At 40.5% G+C, this 19,803-nt stretch carries 13 protein-coding genes, 5 tRNA genes and 1 rRNA gene; 1 reads left to right on the plus strand and 18 read right to left on the minus strand.

The window, feature by feature from the left end:
* Positions 1-98: 98 nt before the first annotated feature.
* The 17 genes from AACH28_RS11320 to AACH28_RS11400 all read right to left on the minus strand — a co-directional run bounded on the left by AACH28_RS11320 (position 99) and on the right by AACH28_RS11400 (position 17,507).
* Positions 99-1,628, minus strand: a 16S ribosomal RNA gene (locus tag AACH28_RS11320).
* A 112-nt stretch (positions 1,629-1,740) separates the two neighbouring features.
* Positions 1,741-1,902, minus strand: a complete 162-nt coding sequence (locus AACH28_RS11325; protein ID WP_341832987.1) for a hypothetical protein — start codon at positions 1,900-1,902, stop codon at positions 1,741-1,743.
* Positions 1,903-2,381: 479 nt separating this feature from the next.
* The gene (rpoC, locus tag AACH28_RS11330) at positions 2,382-6,659 is read right to left on the minus strand and encodes a DNA-directed RNA polymerase subunit beta' (RefSeq protein ID WP_070566328.1); all 4,278 of its coding nucleotides are present in this window, start codon (positions 6,657-6,659) and stop codon (positions 2,382-2,384) included.
* 71 nt (positions 6,660-6,730) lie between these two features.
* On the minus strand, positions 6,731-10,540 hold the full coding sequence (gene rpoB / locus AACH28_RS11335; protein WP_046672286.1) for a DNA-directed RNA polymerase subunit beta: 3,810 nt from the start codon (positions 10,538-10,540) through the stop codon (positions 6,731-6,733).
* A 168-nt stretch (positions 10,541-10,708) separates the two neighbouring features.
* Positions 10,709-11,086 carry a 50S ribosomal protein L7/L12 gene (gene rplL, locus AACH28_RS11340; protein ID WP_002992785.1) on the minus strand — a complete coding sequence of 126 codons (378 nt, stop codon included), beginning with the start codon at positions 11,084-11,086 and terminating at the stop codon, positions 10,709-10,711.
* Between the two features lie 78 nt (positions 11,087-11,164).
* On the minus strand, positions 11,165-11,683 hold the full coding sequence (rplJ, locus tag AACH28_RS11345; RefSeq protein ID WP_286778552.1) for a 50S ribosomal protein L10: 519 nt from the start codon (positions 11,681-11,683) through the stop codon (positions 11,165-11,167).
* Between the two features lie 2 nt (positions 11,684-11,685).
* Positions 11,686-12,384, minus strand: a complete 699-nt coding sequence (rplA, locus tag AACH28_RS11350; RefSeq protein WP_341832988.1) for a 50S ribosomal protein L1 — start codon at positions 12,382-12,384, stop codon at positions 11,686-11,688.
* Positions 12,385-12,406: 22 nt separating this feature from the next.
* Entirely contained in the window at positions 12,407-12,850 is a 444-nt protein-coding gene (gene rplK, locus AACH28_RS11355; protein WP_028072660.1) for a 50S ribosomal protein L11, read from the minus strand.
* 265 nt (positions 12,851-13,115) lie between these two features.
* Complete coding sequence (locus AACH28_RS11360; protein ID WP_341832989.1) at positions 13,116-14,699, minus strand: S41 family peptidase; 1,584 nt, start codon at positions 14,697-14,699, stop codon at positions 13,116-13,118.
* A gap of 69 nt (positions 14,700-14,768) precedes the next feature.
* Positions 14,769-15,314, minus strand: coding sequence for a transcription termination/antitermination protein NusG (gene nusG, locus AACH28_RS11365; protein WP_046672242.1), 546 nt, complete (start codon positions 15,312-15,314; stop codon positions 14,769-14,771).
* Positions 15,315-15,334: 20 nt separating this feature from the next.
* Entirely contained in the window at positions 15,335-15,529 is a 195-nt protein-coding gene (gene secE, locus AACH28_RS11370; protein WP_028072657.1) for a preprotein translocase subunit SecE, read from the minus strand.
* Between the two features lie 22 nt (positions 15,530-15,551).
* Positions 15,552-15,622, minus strand: a tRNA-Trp gene (locus AACH28_RS11375).
* Positions 15,623-15,781: 159 nt separating this feature from the next.
* The gene (gene tuf / locus AACH28_RS11380; RefSeq protein ID WP_070566283.1) at positions 15,782-16,966 is read right to left on the minus strand and encodes an elongation factor Tu; all 1,185 of its coding nucleotides are present in this window, start codon (positions 16,964-16,966) and stop codon (positions 15,782-15,784) included.
* Between the two features lie 71 nt (positions 16,967-17,037).
* Positions 17,038-17,109 (minus strand) — tRNA-Thr (locus AACH28_RS11385).
* A gap of 95 nt (positions 17,110-17,204) precedes the next feature.
* A tRNA-Gly gene (locus AACH28_RS11390) sits at positions 17,205-17,277 on the minus strand.
* A gap of 50 nt (positions 17,278-17,327) precedes the next feature.
* Positions 17,328-17,408 (minus strand) — tRNA-Tyr (locus AACH28_RS11395).
* Between the two features lie 26 nt (positions 17,409-17,434).
* Positions 17,435-17,507: transfer RNA gene (locus AACH28_RS11400), tRNA-Thr, on the minus strand.
* Positions 17,508-17,833: 326 nt separating this feature from the next.
* Between AACH28_RS11400 and AACH28_RS11405 the strand changes: the two genes are divergently transcribed.
* On the plus strand, positions 17,834-18,997 hold the full coding sequence (locus AACH28_RS11405; RefSeq protein ID WP_286778550.1) for a BamA/TamA family outer membrane protein: 1,164 nt from the start codon (positions 17,834-17,836) through the stop codon (positions 18,995-18,997).
* 175 nt (positions 18,998-19,172) lie between these two features.
* On the opposite strand, the gene AACH28_RS11410 is transcribed toward AACH28_RS11405, so the two are convergent.
* Complete coding sequence (locus AACH28_RS11410; RefSeq protein WP_341832990.1) at positions 19,173-19,700, minus strand: hypothetical protein; 528 nt, start codon at positions 19,698-19,700, stop codon at positions 19,173-19,175.
* Between the last annotated feature and the right edge of the window lie 103 nt (positions 19,701-19,803).

A 19,803-nucleotide genomic window follows, 5' to 3' on the forward strand; every position in this document is an offset into this window, starting at 1 on the left:
TCTCGGTCCTGCTCCTTTCGGGGCGGGCACTTTCTTCTGATGTTTTTTCTTCTTGCAATCATATGTAACGTGACGAGCACCGATCTTCGATACTCTAGAAAGGAGGTATTCCAGCCGCACCTTCCGGTACGGCTACCTTGTTACGACTTAGCCCCAATTATCGGTTTTACCCTAACACGCTCCTTGCGGTAACATGCTTTAGGTACCCCCAACTTTCATGGCTTGACGGGCGGTGTGTACAAGGCCCGGGAACGTATTCACCGCGTCATTGCTGATACGCGATTACTAGCGAATCCAACTTCATGGGGTCGAGTTGCAGACCCCAATCCGAACTGTGAATGGCTTTTAGAGATTAGCATCATATTGCTATGTAGCTGCCCGCTGTACCATCCATTGTAGCACGTGTGTAGCCCCGGACGTAAGGGCCATGATGACTTGACGTCGTCCCCACCTTCCTCTCTGTTTGCACAGGCAGTCTGTTTAGAGTCCCCACCATGACATGCTGGCAACTAAACATAGGGGTTGCGCTCGTTGCGGGACTTAACCCAACACCTCACGGCACGAGCTGACGACAGCCATGCAGCACCTAGTTTCGTGTCCCGAAGGACGAGTGCGTCTCTGCACTCTTCACTAACTTTCAAGCCCGGGTAAGGTTCCTCGCGTATCATCGAATTAAACCACATGCTCCTCCGCTTGTGCGGGCCCCCGTCAATTCCTTTGAGTTTCACCCTTGCGGGCGTACTCCCCAGGTGGATAACTTAACGCTTTCGCTTGGACGCTGGCTGTCTATCGCCAACATCGAGTTATCATCGTTTAGGGCGTGGACTACCAGGGTATCTAATCCTGTTCGATCCCCACGCTTTCGTGCATCAGCGTCAATACCAGCTTAGTGAGCTGCCTTCGCAATCGGAGTTCTAAGACATATCTATGCATTTCACCGCTACTTGTCTTATTCCGCCCACTTCAAATGGATTCAAGCCCATCAGTATCAAAGGCACTGCGATGGTTGAGCCACCGTATTTCACCCCTGACTTAATAGGCCGCCTACGCACCCTTTAAACCCAATAAATCCGGATAACGCTCGGATCCTCCGTATTACCGCGGCTGCTGGCACGGAGTTAGCCGATCCTTATTCTTCCAGTACATTCAGCTAGATACACGTATCTAGGTTTATTCCTGGACAAAAGCAGTTTACAACCCATAGGGCAGTCTTCCTGCACGCGGCATGGCTGGTTCAGGCTTCCGCCCATTGACCAATATTCCTTACTGCTGCCTCCCGTAGGAGTCTGGTCCGTGTCTCAGTACCAGTGTGGGGGATTCTCCTCTCAGAGCCCCTAGACATCGTCGCCTTGGTAAGCCGTTACCCTACCAACTAGCTAATGTCACGCGAGCCCATCTCTATCCTATAAATATTTAATCAACTGAACATGCGAACTGTTGATATTATGCGGTGTTAATCTCTCTTTCGAGAGGCTATCCCCCTGATAGAGGTAGGTTGCTCACGCGTTACGCACCCGTGCGCCACTCTCACCATCTTCGAGCAAGCTCTCCGATGGATCCCGTCCGACTTGCATGTATTAGGCCTGCCGCTAGCGTTCATCCTGAGCCAGGATCAAACTCTCCATTGTAAAATGAAGTTTTTGATTCCAACTATTTACATAATCAGAATTCTTTTTTTATATCTCTGATCTTGGATCGAATTGAACGAATTACTTGAATTTGTTCATGACTTTCGTTTGTCTACTCGTCACGCTTACATGATTGTGTTTTCTTAAAGAACTTTGTCGCTTCAACTTCCGTATCTGCTTTATTCCGATAGGCATTGCGCCCCTCTTTATCGTTTTGTTTTCCCCTTCGTTTCCGTTGGGACTGCAAAGGTAGAAATCTTTTCTGAACTTCCAAAAACTTTTTGAAGTTTTTTTTCTTTTCTCTTTTTTCGATTTCCGCGTTTAAAATAAAATCAGCTGGATTTTAAATCCTGCCAAACTTCTCTTAAACCCTTCTTTTTTTCATGATTCCTTCTTTCGAAGTAACCGTGCCTCCCTTGCGGAGTGGTGCAAAGATAGGGAGTTTACTAACAAACTTCCAAGCCTTTTGTTTATTATTTTTTAATATTAAAGTTAACTAACTGTAACATTGAACGATTCATTTAAGATAGCTATGCTTTAAACCGTCCTATCAGGTAAAATTAACCAATTAAACGGCCAAGCTGCTTGCTATAAATTTCAGTTCGCCCCCTTCCTTAACAAGCAATTTCACCGCTAAAAAAGCAAGCTAAATATATTTTACGACCTTCTTCAATATCATATAAGGTCGTTATCGAAACAAAAAAGGTCCAGACGAATGTCTGGACCTTCCTATATAAAATAATCGAGTAACGATTAATCTTCTTCTTTCGAAGCCAACAATTGATCGTACTCCTCGCGAGAGCCCACGATTAAATTGCTGTATTGACGGATACCTGTACCAGAAGGGATCAAGTGACCAACAATTACGTTTTCTTTCAAACCTAATAAGTTATCACGTTTACCTGCGATAGCAGCCTCGTTCAACACTTTTGTAGTCTCTTGGAAAGAGGCAGCAGAGATGAACGATTTCGTACCCAATGAAGCTCTGGTAATACCTTGCAACAATGGACTTGAAGTCGCCGGAATTGCTTCACGAACTTCAACAAGTTTTAAGTCACGACGTTTCAGACTAGAGTTCTCTTCTCTCAACTTACGTAAAGAAACAATTTGTCCCGGACGTAAATTATTAGAGTCCCCTGCATCAACAACAACTTTCTTGTCAAACAAAGAATCATTTTCTTCCATGAAATCCCATTTGTTAACGGCTTCTTTTTCTAAGAAACGAGTATCTCCTGGATCTTCGATGTTAACTTTTTGCATCATTTGGTGAACGATCGTCTCGAAGTGTTTATCGTTGATCTTCACACCTTGCAGACGGTATACCTCTTGGATACCATTCACAATGTAATGTTGCACTGCTGATGGACCTTTGATCGACAAGATATCCGCAGGAGAGATCGAACCATCTGATAATGGCATACCAGCTTTCACAAAGTCATTATCCTGAACAAGGATATGTTTAGAAAGAGGTACCAAGTATTTCTTGATTTGACCATCACGAGACTCGATAGACATCTCACGGTTACCACGTTTCACACCACCCAATGTTACCACACCGTCGATTTCTGTTACTACAGCAGGGTTAGAAGGGTTACGTGCTTCGAATAACTCCGTTACACGTGGTAGACCACCTGTGATATCTCGCGTTTTACCTGTAGAACGAGGGATTTTAACGAGGATACCACCTTCTTTCACTGTTACACCATTAGCAACTGCAACGTGGGCGCCTACCGGGATATTGTAGGTACGAATAACCTCTCCCGATTTATCAAGAATCTTGATGGATGGGTTTTTCGTTTTATCACGTGTTTCAATAATTACCTTCTCTTTGTGACCAGTTTGCTCATCTGACTCTTCACGGAAGGTAACACCTTCGATAATTGCGTCAAATTCAACTTTACCAGCAAATTCAGAAATAATTACTGCATTATATGGATCCCATTCGACCAATTTATCGCCTTTAGCTACTGTACCGCCATCCTCAACGAACAACTGTGAACCATAAGGGATATTTTGTTGGAATACGATTTTATTATGTGCATCAATGATCTTAACCTCACCAGAACGTCCTAAGACTACCTGATGTGTGCCATTATCGTTTGTTTGCGAAACAGTACGTACGTTTTCAAATTCGATTTTACCATCGTATTTAGAAATGATACTTGAATCAGCAGCAATGTTCGATGCCGTACCACCCACGTGGAATGTACGAAGTGTCAACTGTGTACCTGGCTCACCAATTGATTGAGCGGCGATAACACCCACAGCTTCACCTAACTGAACACGCTTACCTGACGCCAAGTTACGTCCGTAACAACAAGCACAAACACCACGCTTAGACTCACAAGTTAATACCGTACGAATCTCAATTCCTTCGATACCTGCTTTTTCGATAGTTTCGGCAATTTCCTCAGTGATATCTTCATTTGCAGAAACGATCAATTCGTCAGTATCCGGATGAAGAACATCATGCAATGGTGTACGACCCAAAATACGATCGAACAATGGTTCAACAACATCATCATTATCTTTCAATGCTGTTGTATAAATACCACGTAAACCACCACAATCTTGTTCCACAACGATCATATCTTGCGCTACGTCATGTAAACGACGTGTCAAGTAACCCGCATCCGCTGTTTTCAATGCCGTATCGGCAAGACCTTTACGCGCACCGTGGGTAGAAATAAAGTACTCCAATACGGACAAACCTTCTTTAAAGTTTGACAAGATCGGGTTTTCGATAATCTCACCACCAGAAGTACCTGATTTTTGAGGTTTCGCCATCAAACCACGCATACCACATAACTGACGGATCTGCTCTTTCGAACCACGGGCTCCAGAATCCAACATCATGTAAACTGAGTTGAATCCTTGGTTATCATTCGAAAGAATATCCATAACGTGTGCCGTCAATCTGTTGTTGATACGCGTCCAGATATCGATGATTTGGTTGTAACGTTCGTTGTTTGTAATGAAACCCATGTTATAGTTATTCATTACTTCTTCAACCTCGTTAGTTGCTTGTTGAATCAATTCAGCTTTCGCAGCAGGAATGTTCAAATCTTCCAAGTTGAACGAAAGACCACCTTTGAAGGCCGTTTGATATCCCAATTCTTTCATATCATCCAAGAACTGTGCTGCACGGGCCATACCCGTAGTCTTCACAATTTCACCGATGATATTACGCAAAGATTTTTTCGTAAGCAATTCATTGACAAATCCCATTTCGTCAGGAACAACTTGGTTGAAGATCACACGACCTACAGTTGTTTCTAATAAGGTATCAACGATGCTACCATCTTTTTGTCTAACTTTTGTTTTTACTTTAATCCAAGCGTGAAGGTCAATTTGCTTCTCATTTAAAGCGATGATAACCTCTTCAGCCGAATAGAAAGTCATATCTTGACCTCTTACGATGTGATCGCCAGCAGTTCTACGGCCTTTAGTAATATAGTAAAGACCCAATACCATGTCTTGAGATGGTACTGTGATTGGAGAACCATTCGCAGGGTTTAAGATATTGTGCGCGCCTAACATTAAGATTTGGGCTTCCAAAACTGCAGCATTACCAAGAGGTAAGTGGACTGCCATCTGGTCACCGTCAAAATCGGCGTTGAACGCTGTACACACTAATGGGTGTAATTGAATAGCTTTACCCTCTACCAATGTAGGTTGGAAAGCCTGAATACCCAAACGGTGAAGCGTAGGTGCACGGTTTAGTAATACAGGGTGACCTTTCAATACATTTTCAAGGATATCCCATACCACAGGATCTTTACGATCCACAATTTTCTTAGCTGATTTTACTGTTTTTACAATACCACGCTCGATCATCTTACGGATGATAAACGGTTTGTAAAGTTCTGCAGCCATATCTTTAGGAAGACCACACTCGTGTAATTTCAAGTGAGGACCTACAACAATTACCGAACGAGCCGAATAATCCACACGCTTACCTAACAAGTTTTGACGGAAACGACCTTGTTTACCTTTCAAAATATCAGATAAAGACTTCAATGCACGGTTACCTTCTGTCTTAACAGCGTTCACTTTACGTGAGTTGTCAAACAAAGAGTCTACCGCTTCTTGAAGCATACGTTTTTCGTTACGTAAGATTACTTCAGGAGCCTTGATTTCGATCAAACGTTTTAGACGGTTGTTACGGATAATCACACGACGATATAAGTCATTCAAATCCGAAGTCGCAAAACGACCACCATCCAAAGGCACTAAAGGACGTAATTCAGGTGGAATGATTGGAACGATTTTCACAATCATCCATTCTGGACGATTCTCGATATTTTCACGTGAACTACGGAAAGCCTCAACCACATGAAGGCGTTTTAACGCTTCATTTTTACGTTGTTGAGAAGTTTCGTTAGCAGCTTGGTGACGTAAATCGTATGACAATTGATCCAAATCAATACGTTTCAACAAATCTTCTAACGCCTCAGCACCCATCTTGGCAACGAATTTTTGAGGATCGTTATCGTCTAAATATTGATTTTCTTTTGGTAAGGTATCTAAAATATCTAAATATTCTTCTTCAGTCAAGAAGTCCATAAAGTTGATACCATCTTCTTCTTTAATACCAGCTTGGATAACCACATAACGTTCGTAGTAAATGATCATATCCAATTTCTTGGTAGGAAGTCCCAATAAATAACCAATTTTATTAGGAAGAGAACGGAAGTACCAGATGTGTGCAACAGGAACAACCAAATTGATGTGTCCCATACGCTCACGACGTACTTTTTTCTCAGTTACTTCAACACCACAACGGTCACATACGATACCTTTATAACGGATACGTTTGTATTTACCACAGTGACATTCGTAGTCCTTCACAGGACCAAAAATGCGCTCACAGAATAAACCGTCACGTTCTGGTTTGTAGGTACGATAGTTAATCGTTTCCGGTTTTGTAACTTCACCACTTGAGCGTTCCAAAATAGTTTCTGGAGAAGCCAAGCTGATCGTAATCGAAGTGAAGTTGCTTTTAATTTTATTATCTTTTTTGTAAGACATACTTATTCAAAAGTTAAAGCTTTATAAAGAAGCTTTGAAGGACTGAGCCCTTCAAAGCCCTATTTGCTTAATTAATCCAATGTGATATCTAGACCCAATCCACGTAACTCGTGTACCAATACGTTGAACGATTCTGGTACCGATGGTGTCGGAAGGTTGTTACCTTTTACGATTGCCTCGTAAGTTTTGGCACGACCAACCACGTCATCCGATTTCACAGTCAAGATTTCTTGAAGGATGTTAGACGCACCGAATGCTTCCAATGCCCAAACCTCCATCTCACCGAAACGTTGACCACCGAATTGCGCTTTACCACCCAGAGGTTGTTGTGTGATCAATGAGTACGGACCGATTGAACGTGCGTGCATTTTATCATCAACCATGTGACCTAATTTCAACATGTAGATTACACCCACTGTCGTCGGTTGATCGAAACGGTCACCTGTCAATCCGTTGTACAAGTATGTACGTCCAGATTTTGGTAGGCCAGCTTTCGCAACCCAATCTTGTACTTGATCCATTTCAGCACCATCAAAGATAGGTGTAGCAAATTTCACACCCAATTTTTGACCTGCCCAACCCAATACGGTTTCGTAGATCTGTCCCAAGTTCATCCGTGAAGGTACCCCTAGTGGGTTCAACACGATATCAACTGGTGTACCATCTTCTAAGAATGGCATATCCTCATCACGTACAATACGTGCAACGATACCTTTGTTACCGTGACGACCGGCCATCTTATCCCCTACTTTCAACTTACGTTTTTTAGCAACGTAAACTTTAGCCATCTGCACAATTCCTGATGGAAGTTCATCACCGACAGATACTGCGAATTTATCACGTTTGAATGAACCTAACTCTTCATTAATCTTGATATTGTAATTATGAAGAGCCATTTTGATCAACTCGTTTTTATCTTCGTCAGTTGTCCATCCCATTGGGTTGATGTTGTTGTAATCTAATTCAGCCAGGATTTTTTGCGTAAACTTAGCTCCCTTAGCAACCAACAACTCTTTATAGACATTGTATACCCCTTGGCTTGTTTTACCATTCACGACAGTGAATAATTTTTCAACCAAACGATCTTTCAATGATTTAACTGCTCTATCGTGAGCAACCTCTAGTTTCTCTAAAGTTTTACGCTCAACCTCTTTAGACATTTTCTTCGCACGCGAGAATAACTTCGTATCGATAACAACACCTTTTAATGATGGTGGAGTTTTCAATGAAGCATCTTTCACGTCACCAGCTTTGTCACCAAAGATTGCACGTAATAATTTCTCTTCTGGAGAAGGATCTGACTCACCTTTAGGTGTGATTTTACCAATTAAGATATCACCACCACCCACTTCAGCACCGATACGGATAATACCGTTTTCGTCTAAGTCTTTTGTCGCTTCTTCAGATACGTTAGGAATATCAGCTGTTAACTCTTCTTCACCACGTTTTGTATCACGAACTTCAAGTTCGAATTCTTCAATGTGAAGAGAAGTAAACCAGTCTTCTTTCGCTACACGCTCAGAAATTACGATCGCATCCTCAAAGTTATATCCTTGCCAAGGCATGAATGCTACTTTCAAGTTACGACCTAATGCCAATTCACCATTTTCAGTTGCATAACCTTCACATAATACCTGTCCTGGTTCAACTCGTTGACCTTTCTTAACGATAGGTTTCAAGTTCATACATGTATTTTGGTTGGTTTTCTTGAATTTGATCAATTTATACGTTTTGACATCATCATCGAATGATACAAGACGATCATCGTCGTTTCTGTCGTAACGGATTTTGATTTCATCAGCATCTACATATTCTACTACACCATGACCTTCCGCATTGATCAATGTACGTGAATCTTTCGCTACACGACCTTCAAGACCAGTACCTACGATAGGAGCTTGTGGACGCAATACAGGCACGGCCTGACGTTGCATGTTCGATCCCATCAATGCACGGTTGGCATCATCATGTTCCAAGAAAGGAATTAATGAAGCCGCAATAGATGTAATTTGGTTTGGAGCAACGTCCATATAATCAAGCATATTAGGCTCGATAATTGGGAAGTCACCCTCATATCTGGCTTTCACTTTCGCATCTTCGAAATTACCTTTGTCATCATACAAAGCATTCGCTTGTGCGATTGTTTTACCATCTTCATCCTCAGCAGATAAATATACGACTGGCTCGTCAACCACAACAACCCCATCTTTTACCTTACGGTAAGGAGTCTCGATAAATCCTAAGTGGTTAATTTTCGCATGTACAGCCAATGAGGAGATCAAACCGATGTTTGGACCCTCAGGAGTTTCAATTGTACAAAGACGACCGTAGTGTGTATAGTGAACGTCACGAACCTCGAAACCTGCACGCTCACGGGAAAGACCACCTGGACCTAAAGCTGACAAACGACGCTTGTGCGTAATTTCAGCAAGAGGGTTAGTTTGGTCCATGAACTGAGACAACTGGTTTGTACCAAAGAACGAATTGATTACGGACGAAAGTGTACGAGCATTAATCAAATCGGTCGGCGTAAACACCTCATTATCACGAATGTTCATACGCTCACGGATTGTACGGGCCATACGAGATAAACCGACACCAAATTGAGCATATAATTGTTCACCTACAGTACGTACACGACGGTTTGACAAGTGGTCAATATCATCTACTTCAGCTTTAGAATTGATCAAATTGATCAAATACTTCACAATCGCAATGATATCCTCACGGGTTAATACTTTCGTATCATCCGGAGTTCCCAACTTCAACTTACGGTTGATACGGTAACGACCTACATCACCTAAATCATAACGTTTGTCAGAGAAGAATAAACGATCGATGATACCACGAGCAGTTTCTTCATCTGGTGGTTCAGCGTTACGCAATTGACGGTAGATATGTTCTACCGCTTCTTTTTCTGAGTTGGACGTATCTTTTTGTAAAGTGTTATATATAATAGAATAGTCCGCATTGTTTGACTCATCGTCTTTCGCTAAGATAATAGACTTAACGCCAGCTTCAATAATCAAATCAATGTGATCTTCTTCTAGAACAGTTTCACGCTCGAGGATAATTTCGTTACGGTCGATAGATACAACTTCACCTGTATCCTCATCCACGAAATCTTCTACCCATTTTTTCAATACCCTAGCCGCAAGACGACGACCAACATATTTTTTAAGACCAGATTTACTCACTTTTACTTCATCCGCTAAATCGAACAATTCTAAGATATCTTTATCCGAATCGTAACCGATAGCACGCAATAAGGTCGTAACTGGGAATTTCTTTTTACGGTCGATATAAGCATACATGACGTTGTTTACGTCAGTTGCAAATTCGATCCAAGATCCTTTGAAAGGAATTACCCTTGCAGAATAAAGTTTAGTACCATTTGTGTGTCTACTTTGACCAAAGAAAACGCCTGGTGAACGGTGTAATTGCGATACGATGACACGCTCTGCACCATTTACCACGAAAGTACCTTTAGGAGTCATATAAGGGATAGTCCCTAAATACACATCCTGAACAATAGTTTCGAAATCTTCGTGTTCTTCATCATTACAAGATAACTTTAACTTAGCCTTTAAAGGAACGCTATAAGTCAAGCCGCGCTCGATACACTCTTGGATATCATAACGTGGTGGATCAATGAAATAATCCAAAAACTCTAGCACAAAAATGTTTCTTGAATCAGAAATAGGGAAGTTTTCCGAGAATACCTTGAACAGCCCTTCCTGATGGCGGTTGTCAGAAGTAGTTTCTAATTGAAAAAACTCCTTGAAAGATTCCAATTGCACATCTAAGAAATCTGGATATTCCAATACTTTCTTACTTGTCGCAAAGTTTATTCTTTCTTGTTGAATATTATTGTTTGCCAAGGGAATATGAATTTTAGTTTTAAAAAAACTGCGCTTACACTTATGCTGTAAACCACCTTTCCACTGTGCCCAGCATATACACAGCATAGTGGCGTATTGATATAAATAGGAATAGACTCTGACGAAAAATCGTCAGAGTCTAAACCTTTTCGGGCTAATTAGTTGAGATTATTTAATCTCAACAACAGCACCAGCTTCTTCTAATTGTTTTTTCAAAGCTTCTGCTTCGTCTTTAGATACACCAGCTTTTAATTCTTTAGGTGCTCCGTCAACTAAATCTTTAGCTTCTTTCAAGCCTAATCCAGCTAAATCTTTAACCAATTTAACTACAGCTAATTTTTGACCACCAGCTTCTTTCAAGATAACGTCAAATGAAGTTTTCTCTTCTGCAGCAGCAGCACCACCTTCAGCTGGAGCAGCAGCTACAGCAACAGCAGCAGCAGCAGGCTCGATGCCATACTCGTCTTTTAAGATATCAGCTAATTCTTTAACTTCTTTTACTGTTAAGTTAACTAACTGTTCAGCAAGTTGTTTTAAATCTGCCATTTTATTTTGAATTTTTGAATGTACTTTATAAAAATTGTTAATTAAATTGTAACGAATGTTTCTGTTCTAGAGGATTCGTTAACCTCTTTCTTCTAAAGCTTTTACTAAGCCAGCAACAGTATTTCCTCCAGATTGAAGAGCTGAAATAACATTTTTCGCAGGCGATTGCAATGCAGCGATAACATCAGCGATAAGTTCGTTTTTAGATTTAAGATTAACTAATGCAGTTAATTGATTATCTCCAACGAATGCAGTTTGCTCAATGTAAGCAGCTTTCAATACTGGTTTGTCACCAGCTTTGCGAAGCTCTTTGATCAATTTTGCAGGTGCATTTGCAACTTCAGAAAATAACATTGTAGAAGCACCTTTTAGTGTGCCAAAAATATCTTCTTCGTCAACACCAGCTTCGATCAATGCTTTTTTGATCAACGTGTTTTTTACCGCTTTAATTTCGATACCTTGCTCGAAACATTTGCGACGGATGCCATTTATTTTTTCAACTGTTAAATCAGCAGTATCGGCAATGTAAAAGTTACCGTAAGATTTAATCTGTTCGGCTAAAGCTAGAACAATTTCTTGTTTTTCTTCTTTTCTCATGATTAAATACCCGCTACTGATTTAGTCTCAATATGAATACTAGGACTCATAGTTGAGGAAATGTGAATACTTTTAAAGTAAGTTCCTTTAGCTGCAGATGGTTTCAAACGAGCTAGAGTTTGTAATACCTCTAGTGCGTTATCATATATCTTATCTGCATCGAACGACGCTTTACCAATAGAAGTATGGATGATACCGGTTTTGTCAACTTTGAAATCGATCTTACCACCTTTTACATCTGTTACAGCTTTACCAACTTCTGTTGTAACTGTACCAGTTTTAGGGTTAGGCATCAAGTTTCTTGGACCTAAAATACGACCCAATTTACCAACTTTAGCCATAACACTAGGCATAGTAATAATGATATCAACGTCAGTCCAACCACCTTCAATTTTGCTGATGTAATCATCTAAACCTACGTAGTCTGCACCTGCCGTTTTAGCTTCTTCTTCCTTATCAGGAGTACATAAAACTAAAACACGAACAGTTTTACCAGTACCGTGAGGTAATGTTGCAATACCACGAACCATTTGATTTGCTTTACGAGGATCTACGCCCAAACGAACGTCGATATCCACAGAAGCATCAAATTTGGTCAATGAGATTTCTTTAACTAAAGCCGAAGCTTCTTTTAAAGAGTATGCTTTACCAGCTTCAATTTTGGATAGTGCCGCTTTTTGATTTTTTGTTAATCTAGCCACTTTTCTTAAATTGATTTCTTAATTAATTGTTCCAAGGAGCATTACCTGATACAGTAATACCCATACTACGTGCTGTACCAGCTACCATTCTCATAGCAGCCTCTACAGTAAATGCATTTAAATCAGGCATTTTATCTTTAGCGATTGTCTCAACTTGTTCCCAAGTGATAGCCGCAACTTTTTTACGGTTAGGCTCGCCAGATCCACTTTTCAATTTCGCAGCGTCTTTCAACTGAACCGCTACCGGTGGAGTCTTGATGATAAAATCAAATGATTTATCAGCGTAAACTGTAATGACAACAGGCAATACTTGACCTGGTTTGTCTTGCGTACGAGCGTTAAACTGCTTACAGAAATCCATAATATTCACACCTTTAGCACCTAATGCAGGTCCTACTGGAGGTGAAGGATTCGCAGCTCCGCCCTTAACTTGTAATTTTACTAACGCACTGACTTCTTTTGCCATTTTGTTTTGAATTTAATTTTGTTAAATGTCTGTTAGTAAGTTGGAAGCAAATAACGTAACATTCATCGATCGGGACGTAACACCCCAACCGAGGTGCAAAGTTAATAAGAAGATTTGAATCCTGCAAGTATCTAACTTTTAATTTTTCAGGAATTTATACTTTTTTTATATAGTTGCCGAGATCGCACATCTTCCTACAAAAAATCTTGACACTTCTTTAGATATTAACACTAGAATTATCGGATTAAACAAATTCACATCAGTTCTATTGAACTTTAATAGACTTCAGCACCTTATCCAATACCGGATCTTTCCCCTTGATAACATCATCAACACTGCGTACGACTGGAACATCAGGCATAACACCCCGCCCCGCTTCGTTTACTTGATAATAAGGTTTGACATCCATTAAGCCGAAACGCCAACGCAGATGGGAGTTTGGCAGTTTCAGTACAGGAAGAACTCCCGCAACCGTACCGCTAGCTGCACCACCAGTTTCCTCGCCCACAAACACAGCCCGCTTCCCAACTTTTAAATTTGTAGCAATTAAACTCGCGGCAGAAAATGTCCCGCCATCAATCAATACAAATAAATCACCGCGATAGCGATTGCCTTTTGATTTTTCACTTTTACTCCCTGTAAGGTGGGTATAATTTCTCCCATCTTTGGAAAAGGTCTTTGTCCAGGATACAACCGCACTAGGTATGATAAATGGCGATAAAACGGGATAAGACCAGCCCGGCAATCCTTTTATCTGATAGAACGGCAACTTGAATTTTGAATTGATTACTGCTGGCTGAACAAATTGGTATTTATCCTCCTCTACCAGATAACTATACAGCTCCTTCACATCGAATAAGCGTCCGCCCAAATTGCCACGAAGATCCAAGATCAGGTATTGTACCGAATTAAGCTCCAGCCGATCAAAAATCCTTCTGTAAGCTTCCTTTGGACGTCCATAGGAAAAGTCTGCCACCTTCAACAAAGCAATACTACTGTCGCCTTTGACAGGGAAAGAGAGCTGTTTACTCATTCTTTTTAGATTGGCATTATAACCAAAGATTTTACGCTGCTTTTTTAGATCACTTTTCTTCTGATCAGGCTGGCGCACTTTTTTCACAGCTGTGGTCGTTATCCCTGACTTAGCCTTTGTATCGACACTGTCAAACCTTCTGACAACAATCCGCTCATATGTACTATCGGCCCGAGAGAACAAAACCGAGATAGAATCTTTATACCCCAGTTCCAATTGGTAAAACCGAGGCAATAAACGCTCAAAAGCCTGATCTATAAATGTCGTATTATAGCCGTCCGACGTAAAGGTCGGACGATATTTTGTATATAGATTTTGCGGTTGTATGCCTTCAATGGCAAGAATTTTAGAGCCTAGGACCAAGCTTGAATCTAACGTCCCATTTTTTGAGAGATAGAGTGTATTTTCCTGCCAATGGAAACCCAGCTGTGAAAAGGGACCCTTACTTTTTTGATAACGGACTTTATCCTTACCTTTTGGATCAAATTTGGAAATAAGAGGACTCAGCGTCATATGCCCCTGCCGAACTTGAGCCAGTACAGATGCTAATTCCAGCTGAAATTGGTTGGGCAATAAGGGTTGACGGATCGCAGCACGAAGGCTATCAAACTTAGTCTTTAACTGATTTTCCCGCACATACAGAAACAGGTCTGGATGCATTTTCCATAAGTTATGCTCAACATAGTTGATATCTTGCTGCATAGCTTCCACTGACAGGGGAGTTTCAATAAATCGATTGTACTTCTCGACATTTGCACAGCTTAATAATGTCAGCACATACACCAATACGAATAGATAAATAGTTGGCCTTTTCATTTGTAGTAAGATACAAAAAAAGCCTTTCAATTTTCATGAAAAGCTTTTCTCTATCGTTAATTACTAATCTTATTCTTTTTCTACTTGCATGTAGTTTAGTTCAAGTGGCGTCTTACGACCGAAGACTTTCACCATCACGATTAATTTCTTTTTATCTTCGTGAACCTCTTCGATTTCTCCGGTAAATCCGTTGAAAGGACCATCGTTTACTTTCACTGTTTCACCCACATAGTAAGGAACGTTAATGGTTTCACCTTGCTCGGCCATTTCATCCACTTTACCTAGGATACGATTTACTTCTGCTTGGCGTAAAGGGACCGCGTTACCGGCTTTATCTCCCAAGAAACCAATTACACTATTGATATTTTTGATGATGTGCTCTAACTCACCGTCAAGAGCTGCTTCTAATAATACATAACCAGGATAGTAGTTACGCTCTTTAGCAACTTTCTTACCATCGCGCATCAAGTAGTATTTTTCCATTGGAATCAACACTTGAGGAATCAAGTGTTCAATACCTAAACGGCTAACTTCGGCATCAATATATTGCTTTACTTTCTTTTCTTTACCACTTACAGCACGAACTACGTACCACTTTAAACCTTGATCTGCCATAAATAAATACGATTGAAAAATTAAGAAGCAATACCGTACAAGAATTCTAACCCTACACTTGAGGCTTTATCCATTACAAAGACAACCAATGCAATAAGAAGAGAAGCAACAAGCACAATAACAGCTGAACTTTGTAACTGAGACCATGTAGGCCAAGTCACTTTCTCAGTGATCTCTACATAAGAGTCTTTAAAAAAATCAAGTACTTTTGCCATTTTAGTTTATCTGTTTTATAAGCACGGGCACCAGGACTCGAACCCAGACCAAAGGTTTTGGAGACCTTCGTTCTACCTTTAAACTATGCCCGTGTATTTCTTATTTTGTGATGCAAATATAGTGTTTTAAACCACTTTCTGCAAATCTTTTTTCACTTTTTTTTATTCTAATCCGATAAATCGCTTATCGAAAAAATAAGCTAATCAACTGAGGTTGATTAGCTTATTTTATTTAGAATAATCTGATTCAGATTATAAAATTTCTGTTACCTGACCAGCACCTACTGTACGACCACCCTCACGGATAGCGAAACGTAGACCTTTTTCCATTGCAATAGCAGAAATTAATTTCACGCTGATTGTAACGTTATCACCTGGCATAACCATTTCAGTACCTTCTGGTAAAGAGATCTCTCCAGTTACGTCAGTTGTACGGAAATAGAATTGAGGACGGTATTTGTTGAAGAATGGAGTGTGACGACCACCTTCAGCTTTTGACAATACGTAAACCTCAGCTTTGAAATGATCGTGAGGAGTTACTGAACCTGGTTTACAGATAACCATACCACGTTTGATATCAGTTTTCTCAATACCACGTAACAATAAACCTACGTTATCACCAGCCTCACCGTAATCTAAGATTTTACGGAACATCTCAACACCTGTTACTGTAGATTTCAAGTTCTCAGCACCCATACCTAAGATCTCAACTGGATCACCAGAGTTGATTACACCTCTTTCGATACGACCTGTAGCAACTGTACCACGACCTGTGATCGAGAATACGTCTTCTACTGGCATCAAGAAAGGTAAGTCAGTCAAACGTGGCGGAATTGGAATGTAGTTATCTACAGCATCCATTAATTCCATGATTTTCTCAACCCACTCAGGCTCACCGTTCAATGCACCTAAAGCAGAACCTTTGATTACAGGGATATCATCACCAGGGAATTCGTAGAATGATAATAACTCACGAACTTCCATTTCAACTAAGTCTAACAACTCAGGGTCATCAACTAAGTCAGTTTTGTTCATGAATACTACTAACGCAGGAACACCTACTTGGCGAGCCAACAAGATGTGCTCACGAGTTTGAGGCATAGGACCATCAGTCGCAGCAACTACGATGATAGCACCGTCCATTTGAGCAGCACCAGTTACCATGTTCTTAACGTAGTCAGCGTGACCTGGACAGTCAACGTGTGCATAGTGACGGTTAGCTGTAGAATATTCTACGTGTGCAGTATTGATTGTGATACCACGCTCTTTTTCTTCAGGAGCAGAGTCAATTGAATCAAATGAACGAGCTTCTGACAAACCTTTATCAGCCAATACTTTAGTGATAGCAGCTGTAGTTGTAGTTTTACCGTGGTCAACGTGACCGATAGTACCAATGTTTAAGTGTGGTTTACTACGGTCAAATTTCTCTTTTGCCATGTTTATGCGAATTAGTAATTATAAATTATTTCTATTTGTTATATACTCTTGCTTAACTTTACACAAGTACGAGCCAAAGATGGGATTTGAACCCACGACCTCTTCCTTACCAAGGAAGTGCTCTACCCCTGAGCTACTTCGGCTTACTAAAAAACCTTATTTACGTATTAATGCCCCCACCTTTAGATACATTATTATCAAAGAAGATAGAGACTAAATTTAATACTTGAAAAATTTGAGCGGAAGACGAGGTTCGAACTCGCGACCTATAGCTTGGAAGGCTATCGCTCTACCAACTGAGCTACTTCCGCTTAATAATTAGAAACTAGAGTAAATCTAACACCCTAATTAAAATAAAGTGTGGAGGGAGAAGGATTCGAACCTTCGAAGCCGAAGCAACGGATTTACAGTCCGTCCCATTTGACCGCTCTGGAACCCCTCCAGACCTGTAACTTTCGTTACATTTAGAGCCTCTTATCGGAATCGAACCAATGACCTACTGATTACAAGTCAGTTGCTCTACCAGCTGAGCTAAAGAGGCTTCTAATATCTTTATTTAAACTTACATTCTATCAACGTCTGACCAAGTATTCCTACCTTTTCAGCGAGTGCAAATATCGAATTTACTTTTGATTTCTGCAAGTTTATTTTTTATTTTTTTTCATTTAAAGAACTAAGCAAACTTTCGTTGTTTTGAACCGTTGTTCCCTTGTTTGCTGATGCAAAGATAGACACAAAACTCACTTTACAAAAATATTTATCAAAAAAAAACGACAGTTTTTGGCAATTATACTGATATGCAGCACAATAATTTTTGATAGCATATTTACCTGTTTTGGTTATTTGGCTAATATACTATCTTTGGGCATGCAAATTTTACCGCAATCACTTTCAAAACTTACCCGATACTCCGTACTATTTACGGTACTTTTAATGGGATCGGCCGAATTGAAAGCTCAAAATATTATTCAAAAATTGAGTAAAAAATTTCTTTCCGCTGAAAGAGATTCGACACGTTCGGGTAGTTTTATGGTATTACCGGCCGTTGGCTATGCGCAGGAAACGGGTGTCGAATACGGCCTGGCCAGTGCTTATAATTTTTATCTGGACAAATCTGATCCCAAAATCCGCACCTCCACCGTCATGGTCATGGGAACCTTTACATCCAATAGTCAGTCCAACTTCAAACTGCAGACCGATCTTTGGACTAAAAACAACGACTACCATCTGATTAGTGAAATACGCTACCGCAATTGGCCCTTTAACTATTATGGTATCGGTATGGACACTTGGAAAGCAGATGAAGAACGCATTGATCAAAAATTATTTCGCGTCAAACTCGAAGCTGAGAAAAAAATCAGCAACGGCCTTTATTCGGGTATCAACATTCAATACGATAACTTCACCATTCGTAGCGATAGTGCCGATCGCATTTTCAATCATTCTGATCTTATTGGAAAGCATGGCGGACAACAGCTACTCCTAGGTCTTTCGCAATTGTTTGACAATAGGGACAACGTTTCTTATACAACAAAGGGGTATTATGCTAAATTGCGACTGGCCTATGCACCAAAGTTATGGACAAGTACGGATTTTACAGGAGCAAATCTTGATGTAGATCTCCGTGGCTTTATTCCCCTGCACAATCAAGTCACGCTGGCCCTTCAAGGAATCTTTCGTTCCACATTTGGAAAAACCGTCCCATTTTACAACTACCGTGAGCTCGGTGGCGACATGATGATGCGCGGTTATTACCTCGGACGTTATCGCGATAAGAATTATCTGGCCTCGCAGGCTGAACTGCGTTATCGTTTTCATCCGCGCTTTGGTATCGTTGGATTTTCAGGGCTCGGATCGACCTTTTCCAAGGAAAATAGCAGCCGATATATCGCAAACTATGGCGGTGGTTTGCGTTACTTCTTCAGTCTCGAACACAACAGCAGTATACGCTTTGATTATTCTTTTGGTGAACAAAGACCCGGAGAAAAAAGACAGTCGGGTTTCTATTTGTCCCTAAGTGAAGCTTTTTAATAAACAAGAGCATCCATAAATTTATGGATGCTCTTGTTTATTCTTGCCTAATGACATCCAACTTTTCCTTTTTCCCCTCCTTATCCAATATTGCAAGCTTTAAATAATATTTTAGGTCCAAAAGACCAGTGCCTGGATGTCCGATCGCTCACCATGCATTGGTAGCAACAGCAGCCTAAAACCGAATCAGAAAATTCTCTTTTCGCTGTTCTTTCCTAAAGAAAACCAAACCAACACGATATAAATCGATCGTAACCACCACGCGATCATCTTTTCTAATCTTATCCCAATAGGCTTCCCTCTTCTCCGATTGATGAGGTTCGTTTATAATCAATAGATCTCGATCGCCAATATTTTCCAAAAAATTAAGGTCAAGATCTTCCCGATCAATATAATAAATATGTCGAAAGGCATAACTTCCACATTGCTGCTGCAGGAGACTAGCGTAACTTTCCTGAGGCCGATCGGCCCAATAGCTAAAATTGTCGTAAGCAAATGTCGTTAATAATCGATCGATTAATGCATACTTTTTCTGTTCTACCTTGCTCTCGTTTTGAATAGTTTGTGGTAATTGTGAAACGCTCGCTTTGGATGTCTTTTGATAGATTACTTCGTCTACCAATTTATAAACAAAAGGAGAATGGGTCCCATGGCGACTATGGGATATAAAATAATGCCGCCAATACTTAAGTATGTAGTTCATTTCGCTGCAAACATCGCTAAATTTTATGATTTTTCACATGGAACATCACGCTTTATTTGCTCGACCAACGTGATTATCAAGACAAGAAAGAAATTTTGCCGCC

This window comes from Sphingobacterium thalpophilum (genome assembly GCF_038396785.1).
Classification (GTDB): Bacteria; Bacteroidota; Bacteroidia; order Sphingobacteriales; family Sphingobacteriaceae; genus Sphingobacterium; species Sphingobacterium thalpophilum_A.

Coding starts and splice junctions, on each gene's coding strand:
- rpoC (WP_070566328.1), bottom strand. CDS start 6,659: ATGTCTTACAAAAAAGATAATAAAATTAAAAGCAACTTCACTTCGATT.
- rplL (WP_002992785.1), bottom strand. CDS start 11,086: ATGGCAGATTTAAAACAACTTGCTGAACAGTTAGTTAACTTAACAGTA.
- rplJ (WP_286778552.1), bottom strand. CDS start 11,683: ATGAGAAAAGAAGAAAAACAAGAAATTGTTCTAGCTTTAGCCGAACAG.
- rplK (WP_028072660.1), bottom strand. CDS start 12,850: ATGGCAAAAGAAGTCAGTGCGTTAGTAAAATTACAAGTTAAGGGCGGA.
- AACH28_RS11360 (WP_341832989.1), bottom strand. CDS start 14,699: ATGAAAAGGCCAACTATTTATCTATTCGTATTGGTGTATGTGCTGACA.
- nusG (WP_046672242.1), bottom strand. CDS start 15,314: ATGGCAGATCAAGGTTTAAAGTGGTACGTAGTTCGTGCTGTAAGTGGT.
- secE (WP_028072657.1), bottom strand. CDS start 15,529: ATGGCAAAAGTACTTGATTTTTTTAAAGACTCTTATGTAGAGATCACT.
- tuf (WP_070566283.1), bottom strand. CDS start 16,966: ATGGCAAAAGAGAAATTTGACCGTAGTAAACCACACTTAAACATTGGT.
- AACH28_RS11405 (WP_286778550.1), top strand. CDS start 17,834: ATGCAAATTTTACCGCAATCACTTTCAAAACTTACCCGATACTCCGTA.
- AACH28_RS11410 (WP_341832990.1), bottom strand. CDS start 19,700: ATGAACTACATACTTAAGTATTGGCGGCATTATTTTATATCCCATAGT.